This window comes from Pantoea alhagi (assembly GCF_002101395.1).
Taxonomy (GTDB): Bacteria; Pseudomonadota; Gammaproteobacteria; order Enterobacterales; family Enterobacteriaceae; genus Mixta; species Mixta alhagi.
Map to the genome: position 1 here is coordinate 4135345 of NZ_CP019706.1, position 26600 is coordinate 4161944.

Annotated in this window: 28 protein-coding genes; 6 read left to right on the forward strand and 22 right to left on the reverse strand. The window is 55.7% G+C overall.

Annotated elements, in window-relative coordinates:
* Positions 1–29: 29 nt before the first annotated feature.
* The 8 genes from fabF to yceD form a co-directional block, all read right to left on the reverse strand.
* A complete protein-coding gene (gene fabF / locus B1H58_RS19645) occupies positions 30–1271 on the reverse strand; it encodes a beta-ketoacyl-ACP synthase II (RefSeq protein ID WP_085072105.1) in 1242 nt (413 codons plus the stop codon).
* An 85-nt stretch (positions 1272–1356) separates the two neighbouring features.
* Positions 1357–1593 carry an acyl carrier protein gene (acpP, locus tag B1H58_RS19650; RefSeq protein WP_085072106.1) on the reverse strand — a complete coding sequence of 79 codons (237 nt, stop codon included), beginning with the start codon at positions 1591–1593 and terminating at the stop codon, positions 1357–1359.
* A 154-nt stretch (positions 1594–1747) separates the two neighbouring features.
* Positions 1748–2482 (reverse strand): 3-oxoacyl-ACP reductase FabG, encoded by a 735-nt coding sequence (fabG, locus tag B1H58_RS19655; RefSeq protein WP_085072107.1) that lies wholly within the window; start codon positions 2480–2482, stop codon positions 1748–1750.
* A gap of 12 nt (positions 2483–2494) precedes the next feature.
* Complete coding sequence (fabD, locus tag B1H58_RS19660) at positions 2495–3424, reverse strand: ACP S-malonyltransferase (RefSeq protein ID WP_085072108.1); 930 nt, start codon at positions 3422–3424, stop codon at positions 2495–2497.
* Between the two features lie 15 nt (positions 3425–3439).
* Positions 3440–4393 (reverse strand): beta-ketoacyl-ACP synthase III, encoded by a 954-nt coding sequence (locus B1H58_RS19665; protein ID WP_085072109.1) that lies wholly within the window; start codon positions 4391–4393, stop codon positions 3440–3442.
* Positions 4394–4399: 6 nt separating this feature from the next.
* Positions 4400–5434, reverse strand: coding sequence for a phosphate acyltransferase PlsX (gene plsX / locus B1H58_RS19670; protein ID WP_085072110.1), 1035 nt, complete (start codon positions 5432–5434; stop codon positions 4400–4402).
* A 26-nt stretch (positions 5435–5460) separates the two neighbouring features.
* Positions 5461–5631 carry a 50S ribosomal protein L32 gene (gene rpmF / locus B1H58_RS19675; protein WP_038626789.1) on the reverse strand — a complete coding sequence of 57 codons (171 nt, stop codon included), beginning with the start codon at positions 5629–5631 and terminating at the stop codon, positions 5461–5463.
* A gap of 14 nt (positions 5632–5645) precedes the next feature.
* Positions 5646–6167 (reverse strand): 23S rRNA accumulation protein YceD, encoded by a 522-nt coding sequence (gene yceD / locus B1H58_RS19680; RefSeq protein ID WP_085072111.1) that lies wholly within the window; start codon positions 6165–6167, stop codon positions 5646–5648.
* Between the two features lie 142 nt (positions 6168–6309).
* On the opposite strand from yceD, the gene B1H58_RS19685 reads away from it, so the two are divergent.
* A complete protein-coding gene (locus B1H58_RS19685) occupies positions 6310–6900 on the forward strand; it encodes a Maf family protein (RefSeq protein ID WP_085072112.1) in 591 nt (196 codons plus the stop codon).
* A gap of 58 nt (positions 6901–6958) precedes the next feature.
* Here B1H58_RS19685 and rluC read toward each other — a convergent pair whose 3' ends face one another.
* Positions 6959–7912: a 23S rRNA pseudouridine(955/2504/2580) synthase RluC gene (gene rluC / locus B1H58_RS19690; protein WP_085072113.1), complete on the reverse strand. Its 954-nt coding sequence runs from the start codon at positions 7910–7912 to the stop codon at positions 6959–6961.
* A 572-nt stretch (positions 7913–8484) separates the two neighbouring features.
* Between rluC and rne the strand changes: the two genes are divergently transcribed.
* Positions 8485–11910, forward strand: coding sequence for a ribonuclease E (rne, locus tag B1H58_RS19695; RefSeq protein ID WP_085072114.1), 3426 nt, complete (start codon positions 8485–8487; stop codon positions 11908–11910).
* A 76-nt stretch (positions 11911–11986) separates the two neighbouring features.
* Positions 11987–12268 carry a hypothetical protein gene (locus B1H58_RS20870; RefSeq protein ID WP_085072115.1) on the forward strand — a complete coding sequence of 94 codons (282 nt, stop codon included), beginning with the start codon at positions 11987–11989 and terminating at the stop codon, positions 12266–12268.
* 5 nt (positions 12269–12273) lie between these two features.
* Here B1H58_RS20870 and flgL read toward each other — a convergent pair whose 3' ends face one another.
* The 11 genes from flgL to flgB all read right to left on the reverse strand — a co-directional run bounded on the left by flgL (position 12274) and on the right by flgB (position 22217).
* Positions 12274–13239: a flagellar hook-associated protein FlgL gene (flgL, locus tag B1H58_RS19705; protein ID WP_085072116.1), complete on the reverse strand. Its 966-nt coding sequence runs from the start codon at positions 13237–13239 to the stop codon at positions 12274–12276.
* Positions 13240–13264: 25 nt separating this feature from the next.
* Entirely contained in the window at positions 13265–14902 is a 1638-nt protein-coding gene (gene flgK / locus B1H58_RS19710) for a flagellar hook-associated protein FlgK (RefSeq protein ID WP_085072117.1), read from the reverse strand.
* Positions 14903–15027: 125 nt separating this feature from the next.
* On the reverse strand, positions 15028–15996 hold the full coding sequence (gene flgJ, locus B1H58_RS19715; protein ID WP_085072118.1) for a flagellar assembly peptidoglycan hydrolase FlgJ: 969 nt from the start codon (positions 15994–15996) through the stop codon (positions 15028–15030).
* Positions 15996–17105 carry a flagellar basal body P-ring protein FlgI gene (locus B1H58_RS19720; RefSeq protein WP_085072119.1) on the reverse strand — a complete coding sequence of 370 codons (1110 nt, stop codon included), beginning with the start codon at positions 17103–17105 and terminating at the stop codon, positions 15996–15998. Before B1H58_RS19720 ends, flgJ begins: the two co-directional genes overlap by 1 nt.
* Positions 17106–17114: 9 nt before the next feature.
* Positions 17115–17819 carry a flagellar basal body L-ring protein FlgH gene (gene flgH / locus B1H58_RS19725; protein ID WP_085072380.1) on the reverse strand — a complete coding sequence of 235 codons (705 nt, stop codon included), beginning with the start codon at positions 17817–17819 and terminating at the stop codon, positions 17115–17117.
* 80 nt (positions 17820–17899) lie between these two features.
* Positions 17900–18682, reverse strand: coding sequence for a flagellar basal-body rod protein FlgG (flgG, locus tag B1H58_RS19730; protein ID WP_085072120.1), 783 nt, complete (start codon positions 18680–18682; stop codon positions 17900–17902).
* A gap of 17 nt (positions 18683–18699) precedes the next feature.
* Complete coding sequence (locus B1H58_RS19735; protein WP_085072121.1) at positions 18700–19458, reverse strand: flagellar basal body rod protein FlgF; 759 nt, start codon at positions 19456–19458, stop codon at positions 18700–18702.
* Between the two features lie 21 nt (positions 19459–19479).
* On the reverse strand, positions 19480–20679 hold the full coding sequence (gene flgE, locus B1H58_RS19740) for a flagellar hook protein FlgE (protein WP_085072122.1): 1200 nt from the start codon (positions 20677–20679) through the stop codon (positions 19480–19482).
* A gap of 29 nt (positions 20680–20708) precedes the next feature.
* Positions 20709–21383 carry a flagellar hook assembly protein FlgD gene (gene flgD, locus B1H58_RS19745; protein ID WP_085072123.1) on the reverse strand — a complete coding sequence of 225 codons (675 nt, stop codon included), beginning with the start codon at positions 21381–21383 and terminating at the stop codon, positions 20709–20711.
* Positions 21384–21395: 12 nt separating this feature from the next.
* Positions 21396–21800: a flagellar basal body rod protein FlgC gene (gene flgC / locus B1H58_RS19750; RefSeq protein WP_085072124.1), complete on the reverse strand. Its 405-nt coding sequence runs from the start codon at positions 21798–21800 to the stop codon at positions 21396–21398.
* A 3-nt stretch (positions 21801–21803) separates the two neighbouring features.
* Positions 21804–22217, reverse strand: a complete 414-nt coding sequence (flgB, locus tag B1H58_RS19755; RefSeq protein ID WP_085072125.1) for a flagellar basal body rod protein FlgB — start codon at positions 22215–22217, stop codon at positions 21804–21806.
* Positions 22218–22373: 156 nt separating this feature from the next.
* Here flgB and flgA point away from each other — a divergent pair, with 156 nt between their 5' ends.
* From flgA to flgN, 3 genes are all read left to right on the forward strand, one after another.
* Complete coding sequence (flgA, locus tag B1H58_RS19760) at positions 22374–23033, forward strand: flagellar basal body P-ring formation chaperone FlgA (RefSeq protein WP_085072381.1); 660 nt, start codon at positions 22374–22376, stop codon at positions 23031–23033.
* Positions 23034–23135: 102 nt separating this feature from the next.
* Complete coding sequence (gene flgM, locus B1H58_RS19765) at positions 23136–23438, forward strand: flagellar biosynthesis anti-sigma factor FlgM (RefSeq protein WP_085072126.1); 303 nt, start codon at positions 23136–23138, stop codon at positions 23436–23438.
* Between the two features lie 5 nt (positions 23439–23443).
* Positions 23444–23875, forward strand: a complete 432-nt coding sequence (gene flgN / locus B1H58_RS19770; protein ID WP_085072127.1) for a flagellar export chaperone FlgN — start codon at positions 23444–23446, stop codon at positions 23873–23875.
* Positions 23876–23974: 99 nt separating this feature from the next.
* Here the strand turns inward: flgN and murJ are convergent, their stop codons facing one another.
* Both murJ and B1H58_RS19780 read right to left on the reverse strand, forming a co-directional pair.
* Positions 23975–25513: a murein biosynthesis integral membrane protein MurJ gene (murJ, locus tag B1H58_RS19775; protein ID WP_085072128.1), complete on the reverse strand. Its 1539-nt coding sequence runs from the start codon at positions 25511–25513 to the stop codon at positions 23975–23977.
* Between the two features lie 122 nt (positions 25514–25635).
* Positions 25636–26556 (reverse strand): Gfo/Idh/MocA family protein, encoded by a 921-nt coding sequence (locus tag B1H58_RS19780; protein WP_085072129.1) that lies wholly within the window; start codon positions 26554–26556, stop codon positions 25636–25638.
* Positions 26557–26600: the final 44 nt, after the last annotated feature.

Consider the following 26600-nt stretch of genomic DNA (forward strand, 5'->3'; position numbering starts at 1 on the left):
AAAGCGGGCCTTAAATAGCAATGGTACCGTTAAACGCGACGGAAAATCAGCGATCCGTTGGTACCGCCGAAACCGAAGGAGTTACACAGCGCATATTCCAGTCCCTTAACCTGACGTGCGGTATGAGGAACGAAATCGAGATCGCAGCCTTCATCCGGGTTATCAAGGTTAATGGTCGGTGGAATCGCCTGGTCGCGTAGCGCAAGAATCGAGTAAATTGATTCTACCGCGCCTGCCGCACCCAGCAGGTGACCCGTCATCGACTTGGTCGAGCTGACCATCACGCTGGAGGCCGCTGCGCCAAACACTGACTTAACCGCCTGCGCTTCAGCCTTATCGCCAGCTGGCGTTGAGGTTCCGTGAGCGTTAACGTAGCCAACCTGCTCTGGCGTCAGCTGCGCGTCTTTCAGCGCATTGATCATCGCCAGTGCAGCACCAGCACCATCTTCCGGCGGAGAAGTCATATGGTAAGCATCGCTGCTCATACCAAAGCCAACCAGCTCGGCATAGATTTTCGCGCCGCGCTTTTTAGCATGCTCATACTCTTCCAGCATGATAATGCCTGCGCCATCACCCAACACAAAACCATCGCGATCTTTATCCCACGGACGGCTGGCCGCCTGTGGATTATCGTTACGCGTGGAGAGCGCGCGCGCCGCGCCAAAGCCGCCTACGCCCAAAGGCGTACTGGCTTTTTCCGCACCGCCAGCCAGCATCGCATCCGCGTCGCCGTAGGCAATCATACGAGCCGCATGGCCGATGTTATGCACGCCTGTTGTACAGGCGGTCGCAACGGAAATGCTTGGCCCACGCAGACCATACATAATGGTCAGATGACCGGCCACCATATTAACAATGGTAGAAGGCACAAAGAACGGACTGATTTTACGCGGACCGCCTTTTACCAGCGACGCGTGGTTTTCCTCAATCAGCCCTAACCCGCCAATGCCTGAACCGATAGCAGCGCCGATGCGAGTCGCGTTTTCTTCGGTAACAACCAGGCCGGAATCCTGCATGGCCTGTATGCCAGCGACAATTCCATATTGAATGAAGGCATCCATCTTGCGCTGTTCTTTGCGCGAGATGATCTCTTCACAGTTAAAATCCTTTACTAAGCCAGCAAAACGCGTTGCGTAGGCACTAGTATCGAAATGGTCGATCAGGCTGATGCCACTCTGCCCGGCAAGGAGAGCACTCCAGGTTGACTCTACGGTATTGCCGACAGGAGACAACATGCCAAGACCGGTCACAACTACACGACGCTTAGACACGTTCGTCCTCCAGGGAGGGAAAGATTGACACTATGTGGGACGGATAAAAACTCAGGCGGTCGAGTGACCGCCTGATGGTAGTTCATTAGGCCTGATGGCTATTGATGTAATCAATGGCAGCCTGAACGGTAGTGATCTTCTCAGCTTCTTCGTCCGGAATCTCAGTATCAAACTCTTCTTCCAGAGCCATTACCAGCTCAACGGTATCAAGAGAATCAGCGCCAAGATCTTCAACGAAAGATTTTTCGTTGGTGACTTCTTCCTGCTTAACGCCAAGCTGCTCGGAGATGATTTTCTTAACGCGTTCTTCGATAGTGCTCATACTATTAAATTTCCTATCAAAACTCGCTTTCGCGATGGTTTTCGTAGTGTATAAAAAGTTGGAAAAGATGCAACTCAATCCCGGCTGGTCCAACCACGATTTCACGCTATTTTGCGGCTATTACCGCAATTAACGCAAATAATTTTCGTAATTATCAGACCATGTACATTCCGCCATTGACATGCAGCGTCTCACCAGTGATGTACGCTGCCTCGTCAGAGGCTAAAAATGCAACGGCATTGGCGATTTCCTGCGCGTCGCCAAGACGACCTGCAGGAACTTCGGCCAGGATGCCAGCGCGCTGATCTTCGCTCAACGCACGCGTCATGTCGGTTTCAATGAAACCAGGAGCCACGACGTTAACGGTAATACCACGTGACGCAACTTCGCGCGCCAGTGACTTGCTGAAGCCGATCAAACCCGCTTTTGCTGCCGCGTAGTTTGCCTGGCCTGCATTACCCATGGTACCAACAACGGAACCGATGGTAATGATACGGCCCACACGTTTTTTCATCATGGCGCGCATAACCGCTTTGGATAAGCGGAAAACGGAGGTCAGATTGGTATCCACAATGGATTGCCACTCGTCATCCTTCATGCGCATCAGAAGATTATCACGCGTAATGCCAGCATTATTGACTAAAATATCCACCTCGCCAAATTCGGCACGGATATTTTCCAGTACGCTTTCAATTGACGCGGGATCGGTAACGTTCAGCAGAAAGCCTTTACCGCTCTCTCCCAGGTAAGCGCTGATCGCATCTGCGCCGCTCTGGCTGGTTGCCGTGCCGATCACTTTCGCACCGCGTGCCACCAGCGTTTCCGCAATAGCGCGACCAATACCACGACTGGCACCGGTTACCAGGGCAATTTTTCCTTCGAAGCTCATTTTTATCCTCTGTTATTGTTCAAGCGCCGCTGCCAGGCTGGCGGGATCATTTACCGCCGAGGCTGTCAGGGTGTCAACAATACGTTTCGTCAGGCCCGTCAGGACTTTACCCGGACCGACTTCCAGCAGCGAGGTCACGCCCTGCGCCGCCATAAATTCTACACATTCCGTCCAGCGTACCGGGCTGTAGAGCTGACGTACCAGCGCGCTGCGAATCGCTTCTGGCGAGGTTTCGCATTTTACATCAACATTATTAACTACCGGTAAGGCTGGCGCGTTAAAAGTCATACTTTCCAGCGCAACCGCCAGTTTATCTGCAGCAGGCTTCATTAGTGCACAGTGAGACGGCACACTTACCGGCAGCGGCAGCGCACGTTTTGCGCCGGCAGCTTTACAGGCCGCGCCCGCACGTTCAACCGCGTCTTTATGTCCAGCAATCACAACCTGGCCCGGCGAGTTAAAGTTTACCGGCGATACCACTTCTCCCTGCGCAGCCTCTTCACAGGCCTGCTGGATAGCGGCATCATCAAGGCCGATAATCGCCTGCATCGCGCCAGTACCGGCCGGTACCGCTTCCTGCATCAGTTTCCCGCGCAGCTCAACCAGTTTGATCGCTTCGGCAAAATCCAGCACGCCTGCACATACCAGCGCAGAATATTCGCCCAGACTGTGTCCAGCCATCATCGCAGGCGTTTTACCGCCTTTCTGCTGCCACAGACGAAAGAGCGCAACCGAGGCGGCCAGCAGCGCAGGCTGCGTTTGCCAGGTTTTGTTTAATTCTTCTGCGGGACCCTGCTGCGTCAGTTGCCAAAGATCGTAACCCAACGCGTCAGAAGCCTCTTTAAAGGTTGCTTCGACAATCGGGTTGTCCGCTGCCAGCTCAGCCAGCATGCCAACGGTTTGCGAACCCTGACCTGGGAAAACCATTGCAAATTGCGTCATCTTTTGTTCCTTCGATTAAAAACGAACCAGAGCCGAGCCCCAGGTAAATCCACCACCAAAGGCCTCCAGCAGAACCAACTGGCCCGGCTTAATACGTCCATCGCGCACCGCTTCATCCAGCGCAGCCGGTACGGAAGCAGCGGAAGTATTGCCATGACGGTCAAGCGTAACGACGACTTTATCCATGCCCATACCCAGCTTTTTCGCCGTGGCGTTAATAATGCGCAGGTTAGCCTGATGCGGCACCAGCCAGTCGATTTCGGCGCGTTCAAGGTTATTGGCCGCCAGCGTCTCATCAACGATATGCGCCAGTTCGGTTACCGCGACCTTAAACACTTCATTACCGGACATGGTGAGATAAGCCGGTTGATCCTGCTGCGCACGGTTCTGATAAGGCAGCGTCAGCAGCTGGCCATAGCGGCCGTCGGCGTGCAGATGGGTAGAAATAATGCCAGGCTCTTCGCTGGCGGAAAGCACGACGGCGCCTGCGCCATCGCCAAACAGAATAATGGTGCCGCGATCGTTGGGATCAAGCGTGCGTGCCAGCACATCAGCGCCAATCACCAGCGCATGTTTTACCGCGCCGTTTTTAATGTATTGGTCGGCAACGCTCAGCCCATAGGTAAAGCCGGCGCAGGCGGCGGCCAGATCGAAAGCCGCGCAGTCTTTGATCTCCAGCATATTCTGGATCATACAGGCTGAGCTGGGGAATGCATGGCTGCCTGACGTGGTGGCAACGATAATCAGTCCGATATCGTCTTTACTAACGCCAGCCATTTCCAGCGCGCGCTCGGCGGCCTGAAACCCCATCGTCGCAACGGTTTCATCAGGCGCGGCGATACGTCGCTCACGAATGCCGGTACGAGTGACAATCCACTCATCCGACGTATCCACCATTTTTTCCAGATCGGCGTTAGTCCGCACCTGAGCGGGCAGATAGCTGCCCGTACCGATAATTTTGGTATACATGTCCGCTCAATCACTCCTGGCTAATACAGCCTTTAGGCGCGCGGCAATCCGCTCCGGGACTTGCCGCCGCACCGCCTGCTCTGCCTGTTCAATTGCTGCGGCAAAAGCGCGTTGATTTGCCGCACCGTGGCTCTTGATAACCAAGCCTCGCAATCCTAACAGACAGGCGCCATTGTACTGGTCGGGGTTTAAATGTCCGAAACGCTTAGCCAGCCGTTTTTTAATCCAGCGCTCCAGCAGTTTCATCCACCACGCCCGTTTTTTGCCTTCGCCAGATGATTTCAACAGCGAAAGAAATATCCTTACCACGCCTTCCAGGGTTTTCAGCGTGACATTGCCCACGAAACCGTCGCAAACCAGTACATCAGTCTTGCCTGTCAGCAGATCGTTGCCTTCAAGGTAGCCGATATAATTAATTTGCGGCGATGCCCTGAGCTGGTTCGCCGCTTCCCGAATCGAATTCAGCCCTTTGGTTTCTTCCTGGCCGATATTCAGCAATGCCACACGCGGTTTTTCAATGGCTAAGACTTCCTCCGCCATCACCGCACCCATAATGGCAAACTGCACCAGCATGGCACTGTCAGATTCAACGTTAGCGCCTAAATCCAGTACCACCGTATTACCGCCCGGCTGATTCGGCAACACGGTAGTTAACGCCGGACGCTCAATGCCGTCCAGCGGTTTCAATAACAGTTTTGCCAGCCCCATTAAGGCACCGGTATTCCCGGCACTAACGCAAGCCTGCGCCTTTCCTTCTTTGACCAACTCAAGCGCGATGCGCATAGAGCTACCGCGACTGTGGCGGATAGCCTGAGAAGGTTTGGCATCACTGGCGATAACCGATTCGGCAGGAATAACCTGCAGACGCCGTTGTACAGCGGAATCAGCTTTAGCAAGTAATGGCGTGATAGCGGCGGGATCGCCGATCAGAAGAAGCTGTAATTGCGAATGTAAGGCCAGTGCCTGCAAAGCTGCAGGCACTGTCACGCAGGGACCGAAGTCCCCGCCCATAGCATCGATGGCCAGGGTCAAACGTGTCAAAGTATCGCCTTGCGTTGCCGCAAGTATTACTTAACGATGACCTTGCGACCGCGGTAGTAGCCATCCGCAGTGATGTGGTGACGCAGATGAGTTTCGCCAGAAACTTTATCTACGGACAGAGTGGAAGTGGTCAGCGCATCGTGAGAACGACGCATGCCACGTTTGGAACGGGTTGGTTTATTCTGTTGTACGGCCATGGACCTTACTCCTATTACTTACGCTTTAAACTGGCTAATACGGCGAATGGGTTTGGTTTCTCCGCCTCTTCAGGCAGTTTGCCAAAGACCATGTCCGCGTCGGACACTTCACAGTGTTCAGAATCATGCACCGGAACTACAGGCAGGGCGAGGATAACTTCATCTTCAACCACCGCCAGCAGATCGATCTCACCGAAGTCGTTGACTTCGATCGGCTCGTAGGCTTCCGGCAACGCATCAGCCTGCGCATCATCTGCGACGGGACTGAAGCAATACGTTACGTGAACCTGATGTGCAAATGGCTTGTTGCAGCGCTGGCAGCTCAGCGTGACGCTAACGTCAGCCGTTCCTTTCAGAACAGCCAGACGCTGGTTATCAACGGCAAACGACATAACGCATTGTACATCACTGTCCACACTAACAACGGTATCGGCTACGCGCTCCACCTGTTGAGGCGTATAGACGCCCGCATAATCAAGGCGTTTTTGAGCGGCGCGAACCGGATCGATTGTCAGGGGTAATTTTACCTTTTGCATAGGGCGCGCATATTAACTTTGTAACGACAGAGAGTCAAAGAAAAAGGCTGTTTAACAGCATCTTTCACTTGGTATTCGCATCCAATGCGGCGGACAGTTTAAAATGTCTGCATCCGATTCGCTATATTTTAACTGAAAAAATATGACACAGCTGATTTTAGCTTCAACCTCTCCCTTTCGTCAGGCGCTGTTAAATAAACTCGGCCTCTCTTTTATTACCGCTGCGCCAGAGGTGGATGAGACGCCGCTGCCAGATGAAAAGGCGCCGCAGCTGGTAGAACGGCTGGCGCAGGCCAAAGCCCAGGCGCTGGCGGCGCATTATCCACACGGCTGGATTATTGGCTCCGATCAGGTTTGCGTACTGGAAGGCAAAATAACCGGCAAGCCGCATACGGAAGAAAATGCGCGTGCGCAGTTACGCGCCGCCAGCGGAAAAGTTATTACCTTTTATACCGGGCTGGCGCTTTATTGCGCTGACAAAAAACGCCTGCTCTCTCTTTATGAAACATTCCATGTCGGTTTCCGCTCATTAAGCGAAGCAGAAATTCATGCCTATGTCGCCATTGAGCAGCCGTTACAGTGTGCCGGCAGTTTTAAAAGCGAAGGTTTAGGCATTACATTATTCGATCGGCTGGAAGGACGCGATCCTAATACACTCGTGGGGCTGCCGCTGATCGCACTGTGCGATATGCTGCGTGAAGTGGGGATTAATCCTTTAACCACGGGGCGATAAACAGCGTATGCGATAGCCTGATGCGACGCGCCGCATCAGGTTTTCTTATGTAAAGGCGTTACGACGGTTTACGCAACACCGCCAGGCATTGTTTCAGTTCATCATCCAGCGGTGCTTCAATGCGCATTCTGTCGCCGCTGTGGGGATGATTAAAGCTGAGCGCCGCTGCATGCAGGAACAGACGACGCAGGCCGGTAGCGCTTAACTGCTTATCAAACTCCCGTTCGCCATAGCGATCGTCAAAGGCGATGGGGTGACCGGCATGCAGGGTATGAACACGAATCTGATGCGTACGGCCGGTTACCGGGCTGGCTTTTACCAGCGTAGCGAACGCATAGCGCTCTTCTACCTTAAAGCGCGTCTCGGAGGGCTTCCCTTCGCTGCTCACGCGGACAATGCGCTCGCCGCTTTGCAGAATATTTTTCAGCAGCGGTGCCTGCACCGCTTTTATATGCGAAGGCCACTGACCGCGCACCAACGCCAGATAATCCTTCTGCATGCCTTTTTCACGCAGCTGCTCATGCAGCGAACGCAGCGCGGAGCGCTTTTTCGCCACCAGCAGCACACCTGAAGTATCGCGGTCAAGGCGATGCACCAGTTCAAGGAAGCGAGCTTCCGGGCGCAGTGCGCGCAGCCCTTCGATCACGCCGAAGCTTAAGCCGCTGCCGCCATGCACCGCCGTACCGGACGGTTTATTCAATATCAGAATGTATTCATCTTCATAAAGAATCGCATCCTTCAGGCTGGCAACGCGCTCGAGCTTCGGCGAAATGGCGGCTTCCTCGCGCTCTGCCACGCGTACCGGCGGAATGCGAACCTCATCCCCGGCCTGCAGTTTATATTCAGGCTTGATGCGTTTTTTATTCACGCGCACTTCGCCCTTACGCAAAATGCGATAAATCATGCTTTTCGGCACGCCTTTAAGCTGCGTGCGCAAAAAATTGTCGATGCGCTGTCCCGCTTCTTCAGCGGAAATGGCGACGATTTGTACCGATGGCGTATTCATATTCATGGGCGGCGATTCTAATGAGTGGCGGATAATAGCGCCACTTCTTTTTCTGTGCTTAACTGACAACGTACCGCCAATTTTGCGGCCTGTTTCATACTTTTCCACAGTGGTGGTGAAAAAGCCTGCAAAATGAATGTGTAATGCTGCAAGAAAGTTTATCAGTAATGAAAAGTCACCTTGCTATAACAAGGTTAGCAATGGAATAATGGCCCGGTCTCCTGAGCGCTTACCGTCAGGAAACCATAAATAGCGAATTAAGAAATTTTGCCGGATAGCACATACACGCAGCAATGGCGTAAGACGTATTGTGAAATCAGGCATTTAGCGGGCTGCGGGTTGCAGCCTGGACGATAAGACGGGATTGACTCTCTCTGGTAAATTCAGTGGCGGTTCCCTCATCCGAGCGCTGTTTTTCCTTATAAAAACAGGCTGCCGAGATTTTTGCGCCCCTTGAGCGACCGACAACCGTGAGGTTGACGATGAAGCGATAAGACACGGGGCCGTCGGTTATTCTTCGTCCAGTGTTACTTAGCCCGCAGCTTAGTCACTCACGTAAGAATAACGAGTACGTTACGATGAAAAGAATGTTAATAAACGCAACTCAACAGGAGGAGTTGCGTGTCGCCTTAGTAGATGGACAACGTCTGTACGACCTGGATATTGAAAGCCCCGGACACGAACAGAAAAAGGCGAATATCTATAAAGGCAAGATCACCCGCATTGAGCCAAGTCTGGAAGCAGCATTTGTTGATTACGGCGCTGAACGACACGGTTTCCTTCCGCTTAAAGAAATTTCCCGCGAATATTTCCCTGCCAGCTACAACGCTCATGGCCGCCCCAATATCAAAGACGTATTGCGCGAAGGTCAGGAAGTCATTGTTCAGATCGATAAAGAAGAGCGCGGCAACAAAGGCGCGGCTCTGACCACCTTTATCAGCCTGGCAGGCAGCTATCTGGTGCTGATGCCAAATAACCCACGCGCAGGCGGCATTTCACGCCGTATTGAAGGCGATGACCGCACCGAGCTGAAAGAAGCGCTCTCGTCGCTTGAGCTGCCGGACGGCATGGGCTTAATCGTGCGTACCGCAGGCGTGGGCAAATCAGCCGAAGCGCTGCAGTGGGATTTAAGCTTCCGTCTGAAGCACTGGGAAGCGATCAAAAAAGCGGCGGAAAATCGTCCGGCGCCCTTCCTGATCCATCAGGAAAGCAATGTGATTGTTCGCGCCTTCCGCGACTATCTGCGCCCTGACATCGGCGAAATCCTGATTGATAACCCGAAAGTCCTCGATCTGGCGCGTCAGCATATCGCCGCCCTTGGTCGTCCTGATTTCAGCAGCAAAATCAAACTGTACACCGGTGAAATTCCGCTGTTCAGCCATTACCAGATTGAATCCCAGATCGAATCGGCCTTCCAGCGTGAAGTGCGTCTGCCTTCCGGCGGCTCGATTGTGATCGACAGCACTGAAGCGCTGACCGCGATCGATATCAACTCAGCACGCGCCACGCGCGGCGGCGATATCGAAGAGACAGCGTTTAACACCAATCTTGAAGCTGCCGACGAAATTGCGCGTCAGCTGCGCCTGCGCGACCTTGGCGGCCTGATCGTTATCGACTTTATCGATATGACGCCGGTACGCCATCAGCGTGCGGTAGAAAACCGTCTGCGCGAGGCCGTTCGTCAGGATCGCGCCCGTATCCAGATCAGTCATATCTCCCGCTTCGGCCTGCTGGAGATGTCGCGTCAGCGTCTTAGCCCATCGCTGGGTGAATCGAGCCACCATGTTTGCCCGCGCTGTAGCGGAACCGGCACCGTTCGTGATAACGAATCGCTGTCGCTCTCTATTCTGCGTCTGATTGAAGAAGAAGCGCTGAAAGAGAACACCAAAGAAGTGCACGCCATTGTGCCGGTGCCGATCGCCTCGTATCTGCTGAACGAAAAACGCGACGCCGTTAATGCCATTGAAAAACGTCAGGGCGGCGTGCGTGCGATTATCGTTCCGAACGATCAGATGCAGACGCCGCACTACTCAGTACTGCGCGTACGCAGCGGTGAAGAGACGCAAACGCTCAGCTATCACCTGCCGAAACTGCATGAAGCTGAGATGGCGCTGCCGTCTGAAAACGAGCAGGCTGAACGTCGTCGCCCTGAGCAGCCTGCACTGGCCGCCTTTGTGATGCCTGATACGCCGCCTGCCCCGCAGGAAACCGCCGTTGAAAGCAGTAAACCTGCTCAGCCCGCCGTGCCGAAGCAGGCCGCAGCGGAACCTGCCGCATCGACCGGTATTATCGGACGCCTGTTTGGCGGCCTGAAAAAGCTGTTTGCCTCTGAGCCGGCTGCGCCAGCCACAGCCGGGCAGCCGCAGCAGGATAAAGCTGCTGGCGATGAGTCTGAACCAACCCAGCAGCGTGAACGCCGACAGGGCAACAACCGCCGCAACAACAACAATAACCGCCGCGATCGTAACCGTGACCGCAACGGGGAAAACGCCCCACAACAGGCGCGCGATAATCGTGAAACCCGTGATAATCGTGAAACCCGTGAAGAGCCGCGTCGTAACAACAAACGCCAGCAGGCCAATGCTGAAGTGCGTGAAGAGACGCAAAACACGCTGACTGACGAAGCACGCGCGCAGCGTGAAGAGCAGCAGCAGCAGCGTCGTGAGCAGCGTGCCGAACGTCAGCGTCGCCGTCAGGAAGAGCGTCGTCAGCAGCAGGAAGCCGCCAAAGCCGCCGCTCAGCAAGAGCAGCAGCCGGTAGCCAGCGTCGTTGAAGAGAGCGAAGAGAACCCGGCGGAAGAGCGCGTTCAGGTCATGCCGCGTCGTAAGCCGCGTCAGCTGGCGCAGAAAGTGCGCGTGGTCAGCGCGGAAACAGTGGCGGAAACGCAGCCTGCTATTGACGACGTGAAAGCGGCTCCAGAAGAGACGCCGCAGTTCGAAGCCGCCGCGCCAGAAGCGCAGACGCAGCCTGAAGAGCAGCAGGAAGAGCAGGAGAACCGCGATAACGGCAATATGCCGCGCCGCTCACGCCGCTCTCCGCGTCATCTGCGCGTCAGCGGTCAGCGTCGTCGTCGTTACCGCGATGAGCGTTATCCGACGCAGTCTCCGATGCCTGTCTCCTGTGCTGCAGCCTCGCCGGAAATGGCTTCAGGTAAAGTCTGGGTTCGCTATCCGGTCGCGCAGGCCAGCCAGGAGACCGTTCAGGCAGCTGATGTGCAGCATGAAACGCCGGACTACAGCCACGTTGAAACCGCTGCCGCCGTTGCTTTGCCAGTTGCCGCCAGCGAAGCCGCCGTTGAGGCATCTTCCGCTCAGCCGGCGGAAGCTGAACAGCAAACGGCGCAGGATGCAGTACATGAAGTTGCGCCGCAGCAGTTTGATGCGCCGGTAACGCCGGTTGATACGCATGACACTTCAGCTATTGAAGTGCCGGTAAATGAAGAGCCTTCTGTGATTCCGGCCGCTGCTGAAGCACGTGCCGCTCAGGTTGCCGCTCAGGCGCAACCGGCAGACGACGCGGTTAACGCGTCAGCAGAAGCCGCTGAGCCAGAAGCTGCGCCGGTGGAAACCGCAGCAGCAGAAGCCGCTCAGGCAGCATCGGTTCCGGTTGAAACCGTGCAGCAGAACGTTGAAGCCACGCCGTCCGTAACGGATGAGCAGCAGGCTGTTGCCGTGGCCAGTGCCAGCGACGTTAGCGCTGATACGGCGGCCCAGGTCGGGCAGGTGCTGAATGCGCCAGCAATCGAGCCAGAAGAGGTATTGCCGGTTCGCGAACCGCATGCGCCGGTTCCGGCTCGTGATCAAGCGCCTGCAGCCAGTCAGTCCCTGCTGGCCGGTAAATACCATGCCAGCGCGCCGATGACGAAAGCACCGGCTCCGGCATGGCAGCCAGAAGCGCCGCGTCATAGCGACTGGGTACGTCCGCCCTTCCAGTTTGAAGGCAAAGGCGCAGCCGGTGGCCACAGCGCGACACATCAGGCAACGGCTCCGGCCACCAAACCCTGATTGCGCTAAATAAGCCTCTCTCAACCCCGGCTCAGGCCGGGGTTTTTTATGGCTTAAGCAAACGTAATCCTGTTCCATGCCGGACGTCAGCCCGCAGCTGGCCTCTGGTTCCGCTACCGTTAGCTACCCGCTGCTGCTACCTGTTTATCCATGGCTACCGGCAGACTACCCTCTGCTGCTGCCGACCTGCCTGCTACCGTCTGGTTATCTGCTGCTGGCTGCCTGCTTCGCTGCATTACGCCCATTATTTTTAAATCAGGCTTACCGTTTTCAGAGCAAAAAAAAACCCGTCAGCGACGATAAGCCATCGGTGACGGGAAAAAACGAACGCGCCCGGTTTAAGCACGTCCAAAACTAAAATTTTTAGCTATTCATCTGAAACAGAGACATCTGTGACATATCGCTGAAAGTCTTATAAGAAGCCTGTAGCGCCTGCTGCTGCATGGTATAGGTTGAAATCGCGCTGGTATAATCCACGTTCACCAGTGCGCTCATTCTTACTTCCTGCAGCGTGCTGCGATCGTCGCCCAGGCTATCCAGTTTTTCCAGCTCGCTCAACTGTGTACCCAGCTCAGACTGTACTTTCAGAATGTTGTTTAACGAGTTGCCCAGGCCGCGCGTGGTCTTATCCAACGCCTCTTTCGCTACCGCACGTGTTGCATCATCCGTATTCTGAATCGGCTGTTTCAGGGCGTTGATGGCGATATCCAGCGTCTCAAAAATATTTGTTTCGCTTGCTGACCCATCCGGCTCTTTTACCGCGTTGCTGGTGATGGACATAAACACCTGCGCACCGGTATGACTGGTGGTCATGGTACGGCTGGCGTCCACTTTCTGCGTGATCGCATCGGTGCCGCCGTTGTAAACAATGCTGCCGCTGGCATCTTCAGTAAAGGGCGCGCTGCCACTGTTATAGCCGGCAAAAATATAGCGACCATTGCCGTCGGTGCTGTTCGCCAGATTGAGCAACTGAGCGCGTACGCCCTCCAGCTGGGTAGCATAAGATTCACGATCATCGTCAGAAAGCGCTCCGTTGCCCGCTAAGATCACCAGTGACTGGGCGCTCTGCACCGCCGCAGTGGCGTCATCCAGCACGCTGGTTTCCAGCGACACGCTTTGCGTCGCGAAATCACGCGCCAGCTTGTACTGCTTGTTCTCTGCCTGTGCCTGGGAAAGCACGACCGCTTGCGCGGCGGCCAGTGGATCGTCCGACGGGTTAATAACCCGCTTGCCGGTAGAGAGCTGCTCGCCCGCTTTCAGCCAGCTTGACTGGGCGTTGGTCACGCCACGCGTCTGCTGGTCATACATCATGCTGGTACTGAGTCGCATGGTGGTTATTCCTTCATCAATTCAATTAGCCACGGATGCTGATTAAGGCATCGAAAATTGCTGATGCTGTCTGCAGAACCTGCGCATTCGCCATGTAATATTGCTGATAGCGTTGCAGGTTCACGTACTCTTCATCAAGGTTAACGCCTGATACCGACTGCTGACGGCTGGTAAGCTGATTCACCACGTTGGTCTGCGTCTCGCTGGTGGTTTTCAGCGTATTGGTTTTGTTACCAATATCACTCACCAGGCTGGCATAGCCTTGCGCCAGCGTCGCGTTGCCGTTGACCAGGTTCTTGCTCTGCAGGTCCAGCAGCTTCTGCGCGTTACGGTTATCGCTTTCACCACCCGCAGCGCCTGCGGCGGCAACCTGTGCCTCATTGGTGACCACGACGTCCATATTCACAATCGCATTGCTGACCGGCTTGACGATAAAGCTGTCATTGGCAGCAGGCGTGCCGGACGGCGTAACCTGCAAACCGTCGAAATTAAGCTGGCCGTTGGCGTCCAGTGACGCGCTGACGCTGGTATTGTCAGAGAGACGCTTAACGTTCCAGTTGCTGCCGTCCCAGCTCACTTTATAGTCTGTTGCCTGCGCTTTGCTGGTGTCGCTCCAGCTGGCGGTCAGCGTGACGCCGGAAGCGTTTTTGCTGTTGCCGACCACGGTCGGTCCGCCGATGGCAAAGAAATCGGTGCCGGCATTGCCTTCACTGTCGAAGCCCGCTTTATGCTGCGTGTTAAAGCTATCGGCGAAGTTCAGCGCCAGCTGATTCAGTTTATTGCGCGCCGAATCGAGATCTTCGGTACGGAACTTCAGCAGACCGCCTAATGAACCGGTGCTTACCAGGCTTTCAGGGATCTCAACGTTGCCGGCGGTTTTATCTACATAACCAATGGTGGTACGGGTTGGATCGTTGCTGGCGGTCATCGCCACCAGTTGACGCGTTTCCGCGCCGTTAACCAGCGCCAGGCCGTTAGACATAGAAACGATATAGCTGCCATCCTGCTGAGAGACGCTTACGCCTACCAGGTCGTTCAGTTTGCTGACCAGCGCGTCACGCTGATCCAGCAAAGTGTTAGGATCGGCACCGGCACCGGCCGCCTGCAGTTTGCCAATCTGGGTATTCAGGCCGGCAATCTGGCTGGCATAGCTATTAATCTGCTCCACGGAAGAGGAGATGCTGGTGTTAATGCTGGCATCCATATTCCGCAGATATTGATCGGTAACTTTAAACTGGTTAACCAGCCCTTCCGCCTTGCCCAGCAGGGTCTGACGCGCGGAAGGATCATCCGCGTTGCTCACCACGTTCTGGACGTTGGTAAAGAAATCAGAGAGCGTGGTAGAGAGGCTGTTTGACGATGAAGAGAGCAAGTCATCGATGTTAGAGATCTGATTGTACTGGGTAGTTATACCGCTGTTTTGCGCCGAGGCGCTGCGCAGCTGCCCGGTAATAAACTCATCATATTCGCGGTGAACGCTGCTGATTGTTACGCCGTTACCGTAATAGTTGCCGCCGTTCAGGGTGCTGGGCAGCGAGCTCAGTACCGCCGTCTGACGTGAATAACCCGCCACATTATAATTGCTGATGTTGCTGCTGGTGGTATTCAGCGCAGCCTGCGCCGCGCTCAGCCCGCTCATTGCGGAGTTAATTAAGCTGGACATGTCGGTTCCTTTTTGCGCCGGTACGCACCGGGCGGCATTCAACGAATCGGGTGCCGCAAGCGTAACGGGACGCTTTCTGGCCTGTTTTGGTTATCGGCGTGCTTAAGTGAAACTTGAGTAAAAAATCAGAACAGATCGCCTAACTCATTGCCGTACGCTTTGGCAACTTTTTCACCCAGGTCTTTAAACTGCTGGATCATACCGACCAGTTTTTTGGCATATTTCGGATCGGTTGCGTAGCCCGCAGCCTGCAGCGCATGCGCGCCCTCTTCCGCCGTTTTTGCCGTCGTCACTTTGGCATAGCGCGAATTCTTACTCAGCAGATTGGCGTAGTCCGCTAATGCATCGATATAGGAGTCATAGACGCGGAACGCCGCCTTCACTTTTTTCGCCACGCCGTTCTCATATTCGGTGGTGGTGATTTCCGTGGTCTTGCCTTGCCAGCTGCCGGTGGCCTTAATGCCAAACAGGTTGTAGCTCGGCTTGCCATCTTCGGTCAGGATCTGACGTTTCCCCCAGCCCGATTCCAGCGCCGCCTGGGCAAGGATCAGCTGATGGGGAATGCCGGTCTGCTGGCTGGCAAGCTGCGCCGGCTGCGTGAGTTTGGCAATAAAATCGCTGCTGTCGCCGCTCAGCGGCGCGCCGGCCGTGGGCTGCGGCAGTCTTGGCATGGCGCGCTGCACCATTTGCGCCATCTGCGTCTGCATCTGCTCCATCTGGCGCGGCAGCAACGTATTGATAACCACCGAACGATCGAGCGGCATCGGCACGGTGCCCGCACGCTCGTCCGGCGCCTGGGCTGGCATCATCTGTTTTACGATAACGTCTGCCAGCCCCAGCCCTTTATTCCCCATCTCCTGCGCAATCTGCTGGTCGTACATAGAGGTGAACATGCGTGTCTGCTCGGTGCTGAGCAGACCGTCCTGCGGCAGCGCCTGTCGCATGCTCTTCAGCATCATCTGTACAAACATGCCCTCTACCTGCTTCGCCACCTGCAACGCCTGCCCTTGCGGGTCGTTGCCTGCCTGACGTTTCAGACTATTAAGCGCCTGGCTGTCATAAGCCGCGCTCATTACAGATTGCGTATCATTCATCAGATAATTTCCAGTTTGGCGCGCAGACAGCCGGCGCTCTGCATTGACTGAAGAATCGACATCAGGTCCATCGGCGTTGCGCCAAGCGCGTTCAGCGCACGCACCACGCTATTCAGGTTGGCGCTGGCGTTAACTCGCTGCAGCGCGCCGCCTTCCTGACGCAGATCGATCTGGGTTTGCGGCGTGACCACGGTTTGACCACCGGCCAGCGGCGTATCCGGCTGATTGACGTTCTGCTGCTGATTGATCGTTACCGACAGGTTACCCTGCGCTACTGCACATGAGCTGAGCGTTACTTCGCGGTTCATCACCACCGAACCGGTGCGTGAGTTGATGATCACTTTCGCATCCTGAATCGGTACGGAAACATCGATATTCTGAATATCTGCCAGCAGACGCACCTGTGAACTGTTGTTCACTGGCACGCGGACCTGAACGGTACGGGCGTCTAGCGCCTGTGCCGAGCCGTAGCCACGTCCGTTAATGGCATCGCTGATGCGCTGCGCCATACTGAAATCTTCTTCGTTCAGCTGCAGATTGATGGTGCCCTGCGTCCCGAAGTTGCTCTGCATTTCGCGTTCAATGGTCGCGCCGCCGGTAATGCGTCCGCCATTGAGTTGGTTAACCTGAACGCTGGCACCGCCCGCCGCCGCGCCTGCACCGCCAACCAGGATATTCCCCTGCGCCAGCGCATAAACCTGGTTATCGACGCCTTTCAGCGGCGTCATAATCAGCGTGCCGCCGCGCAGGCTTTTGGCGTTACCCAGCGAGGAAACCACCACGTCGATCTGCTGTCCCTGACGACCAAAGGCTGGCAGGTTGGCAGTCACCATGACCGCCGCCACGTTTTTCAGCTGCATATTGGTGCCGGCGGGTACGGTAATGCCCAGCTGTGACAGCATGTTGTTCAGCGACTGAGTAGTAAACGGCGTTTGCGCCGTCTGGTCGCCGGTGCCATCCAGTCCAACCACCAGACCATAGCCGATCAGCTGGTTATCACGAACGCCCTGGATCGTGGTGAGATCGCGGATGCGATCGGCGCTTGCCAGCGTGCTGATGCTCAGCAGCAGCAGGGAGAGCGCCATATGAATAATGCGTGACTGTGACATAAAAGCCTCTTACATCGGTGAGATGTTCAGGAAGAAGCGCTGCAGCCAACCCATGTTCTGCGCTTCGTTGATATAACCGTTACCGACATATTCGATACGGGCATCTGCCACCTGCGTGGAGACCACGCTGTTATTGCCGCTGATGGTGCGCGGGTTGACCACGCCAGAGAAGCGAATAAATTCGGTACCCTGGTTAATCTCAATCTGTTTCTCACCGACCACGTTCAGGTTGCCGTTCGGCAATACCTGATTGACGGTAACGGTAATCGTACCGGTGAAGGTGTTATTGGCCGAGGCACCACCCTGACCAGCGAAATCATTTTTGCCTTCGCCGCTCATTGTGGTTTTATCGCCGCCCAGCAGGCCTTCAAGGGCGCGTGGCACAGCGGTCAGGCCAAGGCTGGCGCTGCCATCGCGGCTGGCATTAGCCGAGGAGCTTTTGCTGGCGCTGACATTTTCCTGCAGCACGATCGTCAGCGTGTCGCCGATATTGCGCGGACGACGATCCTCAAACAGAGGCTGATAGCCGTAGTTCATCGGCATCACCCCCTGGAAAATAGATCCGTTAACCACGGGCGGCGAAGCAGGCATCGGCTGAGCCGTTGTCGGGCCGGTGACCAGCGGTGTACGGGGAACAAGGGCGCAACCGTTAAGGGTCATCAGCATCGTTGCGATAACCAAATGTCCAGGCTTTAAAGTGAATTGCTTCGCCACGACGTATATACCTTTCATTCATTATTTAATTTGGCGGAGCCGAAACTCCGCCAGTCCGCGACTAAGCGCGCTTACTGCCCTTATACCTGCGTCAGTTTCTGCAACATCTGATCGGAGGTAGTAATAGCTTTACTGTTGATTTCATAAGCGCGCTGCGTCTGGATCATGCTGACCAGCTCTTCCGCCACGTTGACGTTAGAGGTTTCAACATAACCCTGATACAGCAGGCCGGCACCGTTCAGGCCAGGCGTGCTGTCGGTAGGTGCGCCGGAAGCCTGAGTTTCCTTGTAGAGGTTTTCACCCATGCTTTCGAGGCCGGTATCATTCATAAAGGTGCTCAGCGTCAGCTGTCCCACCTGTACCGGCTGCGCCTGACCCTGCTGGGTCACGCTCACCACGCCGTCACGCCCGATAGTGATGCTCAGGGAGTTAGCGGGAATGGTGATGCCGGGCTGTACCGGGAAACCAGCATTGGTTACCAGCTGGCCGTTCTGATCGACCTGGAACGAGCCGTCACGGGTATAAGCTGCGGTGCCATCCGGCATCTGCACCTGGAAAAAGCCCTGTCCGTTAATCGCCACATCTTTCGAGTTGTCGGTTTTAGACAGGTTGCCCTGGGTGTGCAGACGTTCGGTGGAAACCGGACGCACACCAGTACCGATCTGCAGGCCAGACGGCAACGTGGTTTGCTCAGAAGACTGAGCGCCCGGCTGACGCATGGTCTGATACATCAAATCTTCAAATACCGCACGTGAACGTTTAAAACCGTTGGTGCTAACGTTTGCCAGGTTGTTGGAGATGACGTCCATATTGGTTTGCTGGGCGTCAAGACCGGTTTTGGCGATCCATAAGGAACTGATCATGCTGTTTTCCTCTTGCCTTAGCTGGTCATGTTGAGCAGCTGGTTGGCGCGTTGTTCGTTTTCATCGACGCTGGAGATGACTTTCATCTGCATTTCAAAGCGGCGGGCGTTGGCAATCATGTCAACCATGGTTTCGACCGGGTTTACGTTGCTGCCTTCCAGCACCCCGGGCATCACCTGCACCGTCGGGTCGTTTTGCAGCACCGCGCCGCGCTGGGCCTGTGCCGCAGCGTTCAGGCGAAACAGCCCGTCATCGCCGCGCACCACTTCCTGCCCCGTCGCCTTCACCAGCTTTAAACGTCCCAGCTGTACCGTCGCGTTGGGCTCATCGCCCGGATTCAACGCGGTAATGGTACCGTCAGCCGCAATGGTAATTTCTGCTGCCTGCGGCACCGCAATCGGGCCGCCGTCACCCATCACCGGGCGACCCTGAATGGTCAGCTCCCCGGTAGGGCTAATCTGCATATTACCGTTGCGGGTATAGGCTTCAGTGCCATCTGCCGTTTGTACCGCCAGCCAGCCATCCTGCTGTACCGCAACGTCAAGCGAGCGCTGCGTATAATTGAGCGTGCCCGGCGTCATATCGGAACCCGGCGTCGAGGCGGTGACCAGCGTACGCGTCGGCAGCGTTAAGCCTTCTACCGGCACCGCGCGCAGCGCATGAAGCTGAGCGCGAAAGCCTGGCGTTGAAGCATTGGCCAGGTTACCAGCCGTAACCGCCTGCATATTGAGCGTCTGGCTTGCCGCGCCCATGGCGGTATAAATAGCGTGATCCATAGCGCTCTCCCGTCAGTCCTGTTAACGCAGGTTAACCAGCGTGTTGAGGATCTGATCCTGTGTTTTGATGGTCTGCGCGTTCGACTGATAGTTACGCTGCGCCACAATCATGTTCACCAGCTCTTTACTCAGATCGACGTTAGAAGACTCCAGCGCGCCTGCGGTCAGGGTACCGAGGTTACCGGTGCCTGCCAGGCCTACCAGCGGCTGACCAGAAGAAGCAGTGGATGACCAGACGTTGTTGCCTTCAGATTTCAGGCCTTCGGCGTTAGCGAAGTTCGCCAGAACGATCTGTCCCAGCACCTGGGTTTTTTCGTTGGAGTAGGTGCCCACTACCGTGCCGTCTTCATTGATCTGGTAGCTCACCAGATCGCCCGGCTTGTAACCATCCTGCGTTGGGTTGCCAAAGGTGTTGGCGCCGGTGTTCTGCTGCATGCTGCCGGTTAAGTCCAGCGTAAAAGTCTGGGCGTTAGAGCCGTTCAGCGCGCCCATAGAGATGGTCTGGTCGGTAGCAGAGGTCAACACGCCGTTGGCGTTAAAGCTCATGGTGAACGGCGTAGTGGTGGTGCCGCTGCTGGAGTCGATTGGATGCACGCTCCAGCTATTGTCCGCCGTTTTCACGAAATACAAATCGATGGTGTGCGCATTACCCAGCGAGTCAAAGGTGGTCATTGAAGACTTGGCGTTGAAGCTGGTGGCGTCGGTGCTATCGAAGTTCGCATCAACTTTGGTGCCGTCAGATGAGTTCAGGTTTGCAACCAGCGAACCCGTGGTGGTTGCGCTTGCGGTCATCTGCGTGGTCGGTACGCTGAGCGCTACCGGGTTAGCGCCGGTCTGCACGGTCGGCGGGGTGCCCGCTACCGGATAACCGGTCAGCTTCATGCCCTGCATGTTAACGATGTTGCGGTTCTCATCCAGCGTGAACTGGCCGTTACGGCTGTAGTAAATTGCGCCGCTGTCGTCCGCCATGCGGAAAAAACCCTGCTGGCTGATAGCCACATCAAGACCACGGCTGGTGGTGGTGGTGGTGCCGTCGTTAAAGTCCTGAATCACGCCCGCAACTTTTACGCCCATTCCCACTTTGGAACCGGCATACATATCAGCAAAAGAGACGGTGCTGGATTTAAAGCCCGCAGTCGCAGAGTTGGAAATGTTGTTGCCGATAACGTCGAGGTTACTGGAGGCCGCGTTTAAACCGCTGACCGCTTGTGAAAAGCCCATGTGTCACTCCTGAGTAAATTAGTGTCGAATCAGAGAATCTGACGAATTTTATCGAGCGTGGAAGTGCCCATCGTCCCGAGGTCGAGTATTGCCCCGCTGGAATCGGTGGTCACACCGTTCACTAAGGCGTAATTCAGTGGCTGCGCCACCAGTTGCTCCGTCCCGTTGCTGGCGGCAATGGTGACGTTATATTTGCCATCCGGTGCAGTGGTGCCATCCGTTAAGGTGCCATCCCACGCAAAGGTATGAACGCCAGCGGTCAGGCCGCCGAGATCGATCGTACGCATCACTTTGCCGCTGCCGTCGGTGATGGTGGCAGTCGTGGAGGTTGACGCACGCGTCAGCTCGACGCCAAACGGCGTGGTCTCGCCTTTCCCAGTCAGGATCTGGCTGCCCGGCACCATAACGCCATGGCCAATCAGGGTAGAAGCCTGTACCGACTGGTTGCTGTTGAGCTGACCAGAAATCGAACCCAGCGTGGTGTTCAGTTTTTCAATACCGCTCACGGTATTGATCTGCGCCAGCTGCGTGGTCAGTTCGTTGTTTTCCATTGGATTGGTGGGATCCTGGTTTTTTAACTGCGCCACCAGCAATGTCAAAAAGTTACTCTGTAGATCGGTTGCGCTGTTGCTGCCCGATGCGCCAGTGGTACTGGTCAATACACTGGGATCGATCCTTTCATTTACGCCAACGGCTAAGCCCATGGTTATTCTCCGTTATTGACCAATGGTCAGGGTTTTCATCATCATTGACTTGACGGTGTTCAGCACTTCAACGTTCGCCTGATAGCTGCGCGACGCCGCCATGCTGTTTACCGTCTCGCTGACCACGTCGACATTAGGCATCTTGACGTAGCCCTTGGCGTCCGCCAGCGGATTGCCCGGATCGAACACCAGCTTCGCCGGACTTTGATCCTCTACGACCTGCGCAACGCGCACGCCGCCGGTGGCCTGTCCCGGAGCAGCATCCACCTGGAATACCACCTGTTTGGCGACATAAGGCTGACCGTCAGGACCGGTAACGCTGTCGGCGTTAGCCAGGTTACTGGCGGCCACGTTTAAACGCTGTGACTGTGCAGCCATCGCCGAACCGGCGATATCAAAAATATTAAGCAGTGCCATCGGTTATTGTCCCTGCAGCACGTTCATCATGCCTTTAATCTGGCTACTGATAAGCGTGAGGTCGGTTTGGTATTTCAGGCTGTTATCTGCAAACTGCGTACGCTCACGGTCCATATCGACCGTGTTGCCATCCATCGACGGCTGATCGGGAATGCGATACAGCAGGTCCATTGATGGCGGCGTCGCGGTTTGCGCAGGAATGTGGCGTGCCGACGTCACCGCCAGCGACAGGCCAGAGCCCTGCGCCCGCCCTTTCTCCAGCGCGCGGTTAAGCTCGCTGGCAAAATCGATATCGCGGGCCTGGTAGCCTGGCGTATCAGCGTTAGCGATGTTGGATGCCAGGATTTCCTGACGCTGAGCCCGCAGATTGAGCGCTTCGGTGCCGAATTGCAGAGCTGCATCCAGTTTGTCGAGCATGCTTTCCTCCGGAAGTGAAATTTTGAGTTGTCAGCATAATCGGGCGCTGCAAAAGCTATCGCTGGAATAGCGCTAAAAAGCATCGCTATTTTTTGCCTTGAAAAGTTGCGCGCGCGGGTAGAATCAGCGCCATGAGTCAGGACGGGGATAAACATGATGCGGATAGTGACGTGGTGGCTGGGAATGATGCTGACCTTACTGGTAATGCCGGTACGGGCAGACGATCTTAGCGCTCAGCTTAACCAGTTCTTTAAAACGCGCGATCCGCTGCATGCCGCCGGAATGAATGTTGTGATACGTACCCCGGAGCAGCAGTGGCCCACCTGTACCACACCGCAGCTTAGCCTGCCGGGTAACAGTCGTTTATGGGGAAATATGAGCGTGGCGGCGACCTGCGACCGGGAGCGGCGTTTTCTGCAGGTGGAAGTACAGGTAACCGGCGACTATGTGGTCGCCAGTCGTCAAATTCCACGTGGTACCGCCTTAACGGCCGGGGACATCAGGATAAAGCAGGGCCGGCTTGATACCCTGCCCGCACGGGCGGTGCTGGATCCTCAACAAATAACAGAAGCCATCAGCGTACGTGATATTTCACCGGATCAGCCGTTAACGCTCTCAATGTTGCGTCAGGCCTGGCGCGTGAAGGCTGGTCAGCCAGTGATTGTTATCGCTCAGGGCGATGGTTTTAACATTAGTAGCGAAGGACGTGCGCTGAATAACGCCACGGCGATGCAGCGGGTTCGGGTGCGCATGGGGAATGGGCAAATAGTGAGTGGCAACGTCAGTGCAGATGGGAATATTCTTATATCTCTATAAACTGCTAAAGATGAGTGTTGAGTTGCCGATAGTGGGATCAACATACATTGTACTCTTTGCCTCTCAGGCTGCCCTAATGCCTGAACCTACTGGAGCCAGATCATGAGCATCGACAAAACTAAAGCTACGCAGCCTGTCAGCACTGTTCAGCCGCGTGAAACCAATGATAACAGCGGCGCTGCAAAGGTTCGTCAGACCTCCAGCCCGGCAACGCCAGCCAGCGCAGCGCAGGTTAGCCTGAGCGGCGCGCAGTCTCAGCTAATGACCTCGGACGGAAAAGATATTAATGCCGCCCGCGTTGAGCAACTGAAAACCGCCATTCGCAATGGCGAACTGAAAATGGATACCGGCAAAATCGCCGATGCCCTGATTCAGGAAGCGAAATCTTATTTACAGGATAAATAACCGCTATGAATAGCCTGATTACCGCGCTGGATAAAATGCAGGAAGTGCTTGGTTCGCTGAGCACAATAATGAAGGAAGAAAACGAGCAGCTCTCTGCCGGCCTCATTAACAGCAGCCTGCTACAGCGTATTACCGAGGATAAAAGTTCACTGCTGACCACGCTGAACTATCTTGACGGTATCCGGCGGGAATCAGAAAAGCAGTACCGTATTCAGGCGCCCTATCGCGCTCAGCCGGAGCTGGCTCGTCGCTGGCAGGCGATTGAGCAGCGCACCCGTCAGCTACGCGACAACAACACCCATAACGGGATGCTGTTAAATAAGCAGATGGATTATAACGATAAGGCGCTGGCACTGTTAAAACCGCATCAGACTCAGGCCTTTTACGGTCCGGATGGTCAGGCGACGTCAGGCGGCTTTAACTCGCGGCGGGTTTAAGGCCACCGCGCTTAACCCACCGGATTTGCTGCCGGCGGGTTTAAGGCCACCACGCTTAACCCATCGGATTTGCTGCCGGCGGGTTTTGTCTGTCCGTTATCAGGCTACCGAGCGGCGGGCGAAGTCTTTTGGCCGGAATCCTAACAGGCCCAGCACCACAAAATAAGCACCGCCGCCCACGGCGCAGATTGCCGCCAGACGGGCCAGACGATACGGCATGCCGCCCATATCCCACGCAGGCATCACCATCATCATGCCAATAAGCACGCCCGCCATCACCACTACCGCCAGAATCAGACGCAGTAAAAATCCTGTCCAGCCCGGCTGCGGCTGAAAAATTTGCTGCTTACGCAGTTGCCAGTAAAGCAGCGCACCGTTCAGACAGGCCCCCAGTCCAATAGAGAGCGCCAGCCCGGCATGTTTCAGTGGCCCGATAAAAGCCAGGTTCATCAGCTGTGTCATAATCAGCGTCACGATAGCGATTTTGACCGGCGTTTTAATGTCCTGACGTGAGTAGAAACCGGGCGCCAGCACCTTAACCACGATCAGTCCCATCAGTCCGACCGAATAGGCGATCAGCGCCCGCTGCGTCATGGCGGCGTCAAAAGCGGAAAATTTCCCATACTGAAACAGCGCCACGGTGAGCGGGCCGGAAAGGATCCCCAGCGCTACCGCGCTCGGCAGCGCCAGCAGGAAACAGAGACGCAGCCCCCAATCCATCAGGCGCGAATATTCCGCCTGATTGCCGCTGGCGAAGCTGCGCGACAGCGACGGCAGTAAAATCGTGCCTAACGCCACGCCCAGTACGCCGGAAGGGAACTCCATCAGACGGTCAGCATAGTACATCCAGGAGACAGAGCCAGAGACCAGAAAGGAGGCAAAAATGGTATTGATGATCAGTGAGATCTGGCTAACGGAAACCCCAAGAATAGCTGGACCCATTTGGCGCAGCACGCGCCAGACGCCCGCATCTTTGAAGTTCAGACGCGGCAGTACCAGCATGCCAATTTTCTTCAGGTGCGGCAGCTGATAGCCGAGCTGAAGCACGCCGCCGACCACCACTGCCCAGGCCAGCGCCAGCACCGGCGGGTTAAAATGGGGCGCGCCAAACAGCGCGAAGCCGATCATGCTGATATTTAACAGCGTGGGCGCAAAGGCCGGTACCGAAAAACGGTTCCAGGTATTCAGAATCGCCCCTACCAGCGAGGCGAGCGAAATCAGGAAAATATAGGGAAAAGTGATGCGCAGCAGGCTGCTGGTCAGCGCAAACTTATCGGCAGTATCGGCAAAGCCCGGCGCGGTGATCATAATCACCCACGGGGCGGCAATCATGCCCAGGAAGGTGATTAACGCCAGCGCCAGCGTTAACAGACCTGAGATATATGCGACGAAAACACGCGTTGCCTCTTCCCCCTGCTTGCTTTTATATTCCGCCAGGATCGGCACAAAAGCCTGAGAAAATGCGCCTTCGGCAAAAATACGGCGCAGCAAGTTGGGAAGTTTAAAGGCGACGAAAAAGGCATCGGTAGCCATCCCGGCGCCGAATACTCTTGCCACGATCGCATCGCGGGCAAAGCCCAGCACGCGGGAAAACAGCGTCATTGAGCTGACCGCTGCCAGGGATTTCAACAAATTCATGGTTAACTGCGCATCCTGAATATTCAATCCGGTTAACAGACAATAGCGGACCGACAGCGGTCGATCCGGCGGTTAGTCTACCGATACGCAGCGAAATAACCACAAAGGATTGTTACCGCAGGTTATTCCCGCTCAAGGTCGCGCCAGATTTTTTCCACGATACGCTGGGCTTTCAGCGCCTGCTCGCCACTGGTTTCCGGCATTGTCTGATTTTGCACGCAGGCGATAAAGTGGCGGGCCGCGCCATCGAAACCGCGTTGCACCTGAGTGGTTTGCCACGCGGGAACCGCTTCCGTTAGCGTTTGACCATTGCGCTCATGTCGCCATTCGCGCATCTCATCCAGCTGCCAGACGCCGCCATCAGCAATTGCCGAGACCGACTCGCGCTGCGTCCCGGCGCGCCGGTGCATACTGGTGGTGATCTGCGTATTGCCCACGCTAAAATGATGCTCGCCGTAGAGCATCTCTCCCGCTTCGGTGGTCTGAATATAGCCGTGACGCAAGGTGACTTTCCCTTCCGCCAGCCACAGCGCGGTATCCACCACGTGCAGATAATCATCCAGCAGCGTAAAACGCAGATCGTGCGGCCCGACGCTGTCGCTGCGGTGTTTCTCCATGCGGATGGAGGCGGGCTGCTGTAAGGCCGCTTTAAGCTGCTGATAGCGCGGGGCAAAGCGTCGGTTAAAGCCCACCATCAGCTTGCGCCCGCGTTTATGCGCCAGCTCCACCAGCGCCTCCGCCTCGCTCAGGGTTTCCGCCAGCGGTTTATCCACGCAGACGTCCACGCCCTGCTCCAGCAGCGTTCGCACCACCTGATAGTGACTGGCGGTGCTGCTGTGAACAAATACCGCATCACAGTCGGCGGCCAGCGCGTCAAGCTGCGAATAGCAGCGCATCCGCCAGCTGTCGCAAATTAGCTGCGCTTTCTGCTGGTTAGGCGAAAAGCCGCCCATCAGCGTCCAGCTGTCGGCATGCGCCAGCACCGGCAGCCAGGCTTTTTGCGCAATACCGCCTAATCCCACCACCCCAATCTTTACTGTCATCACAGACTCCCGCGCCGCAGTCTCTGGCGGTGCATAAAGTGAAA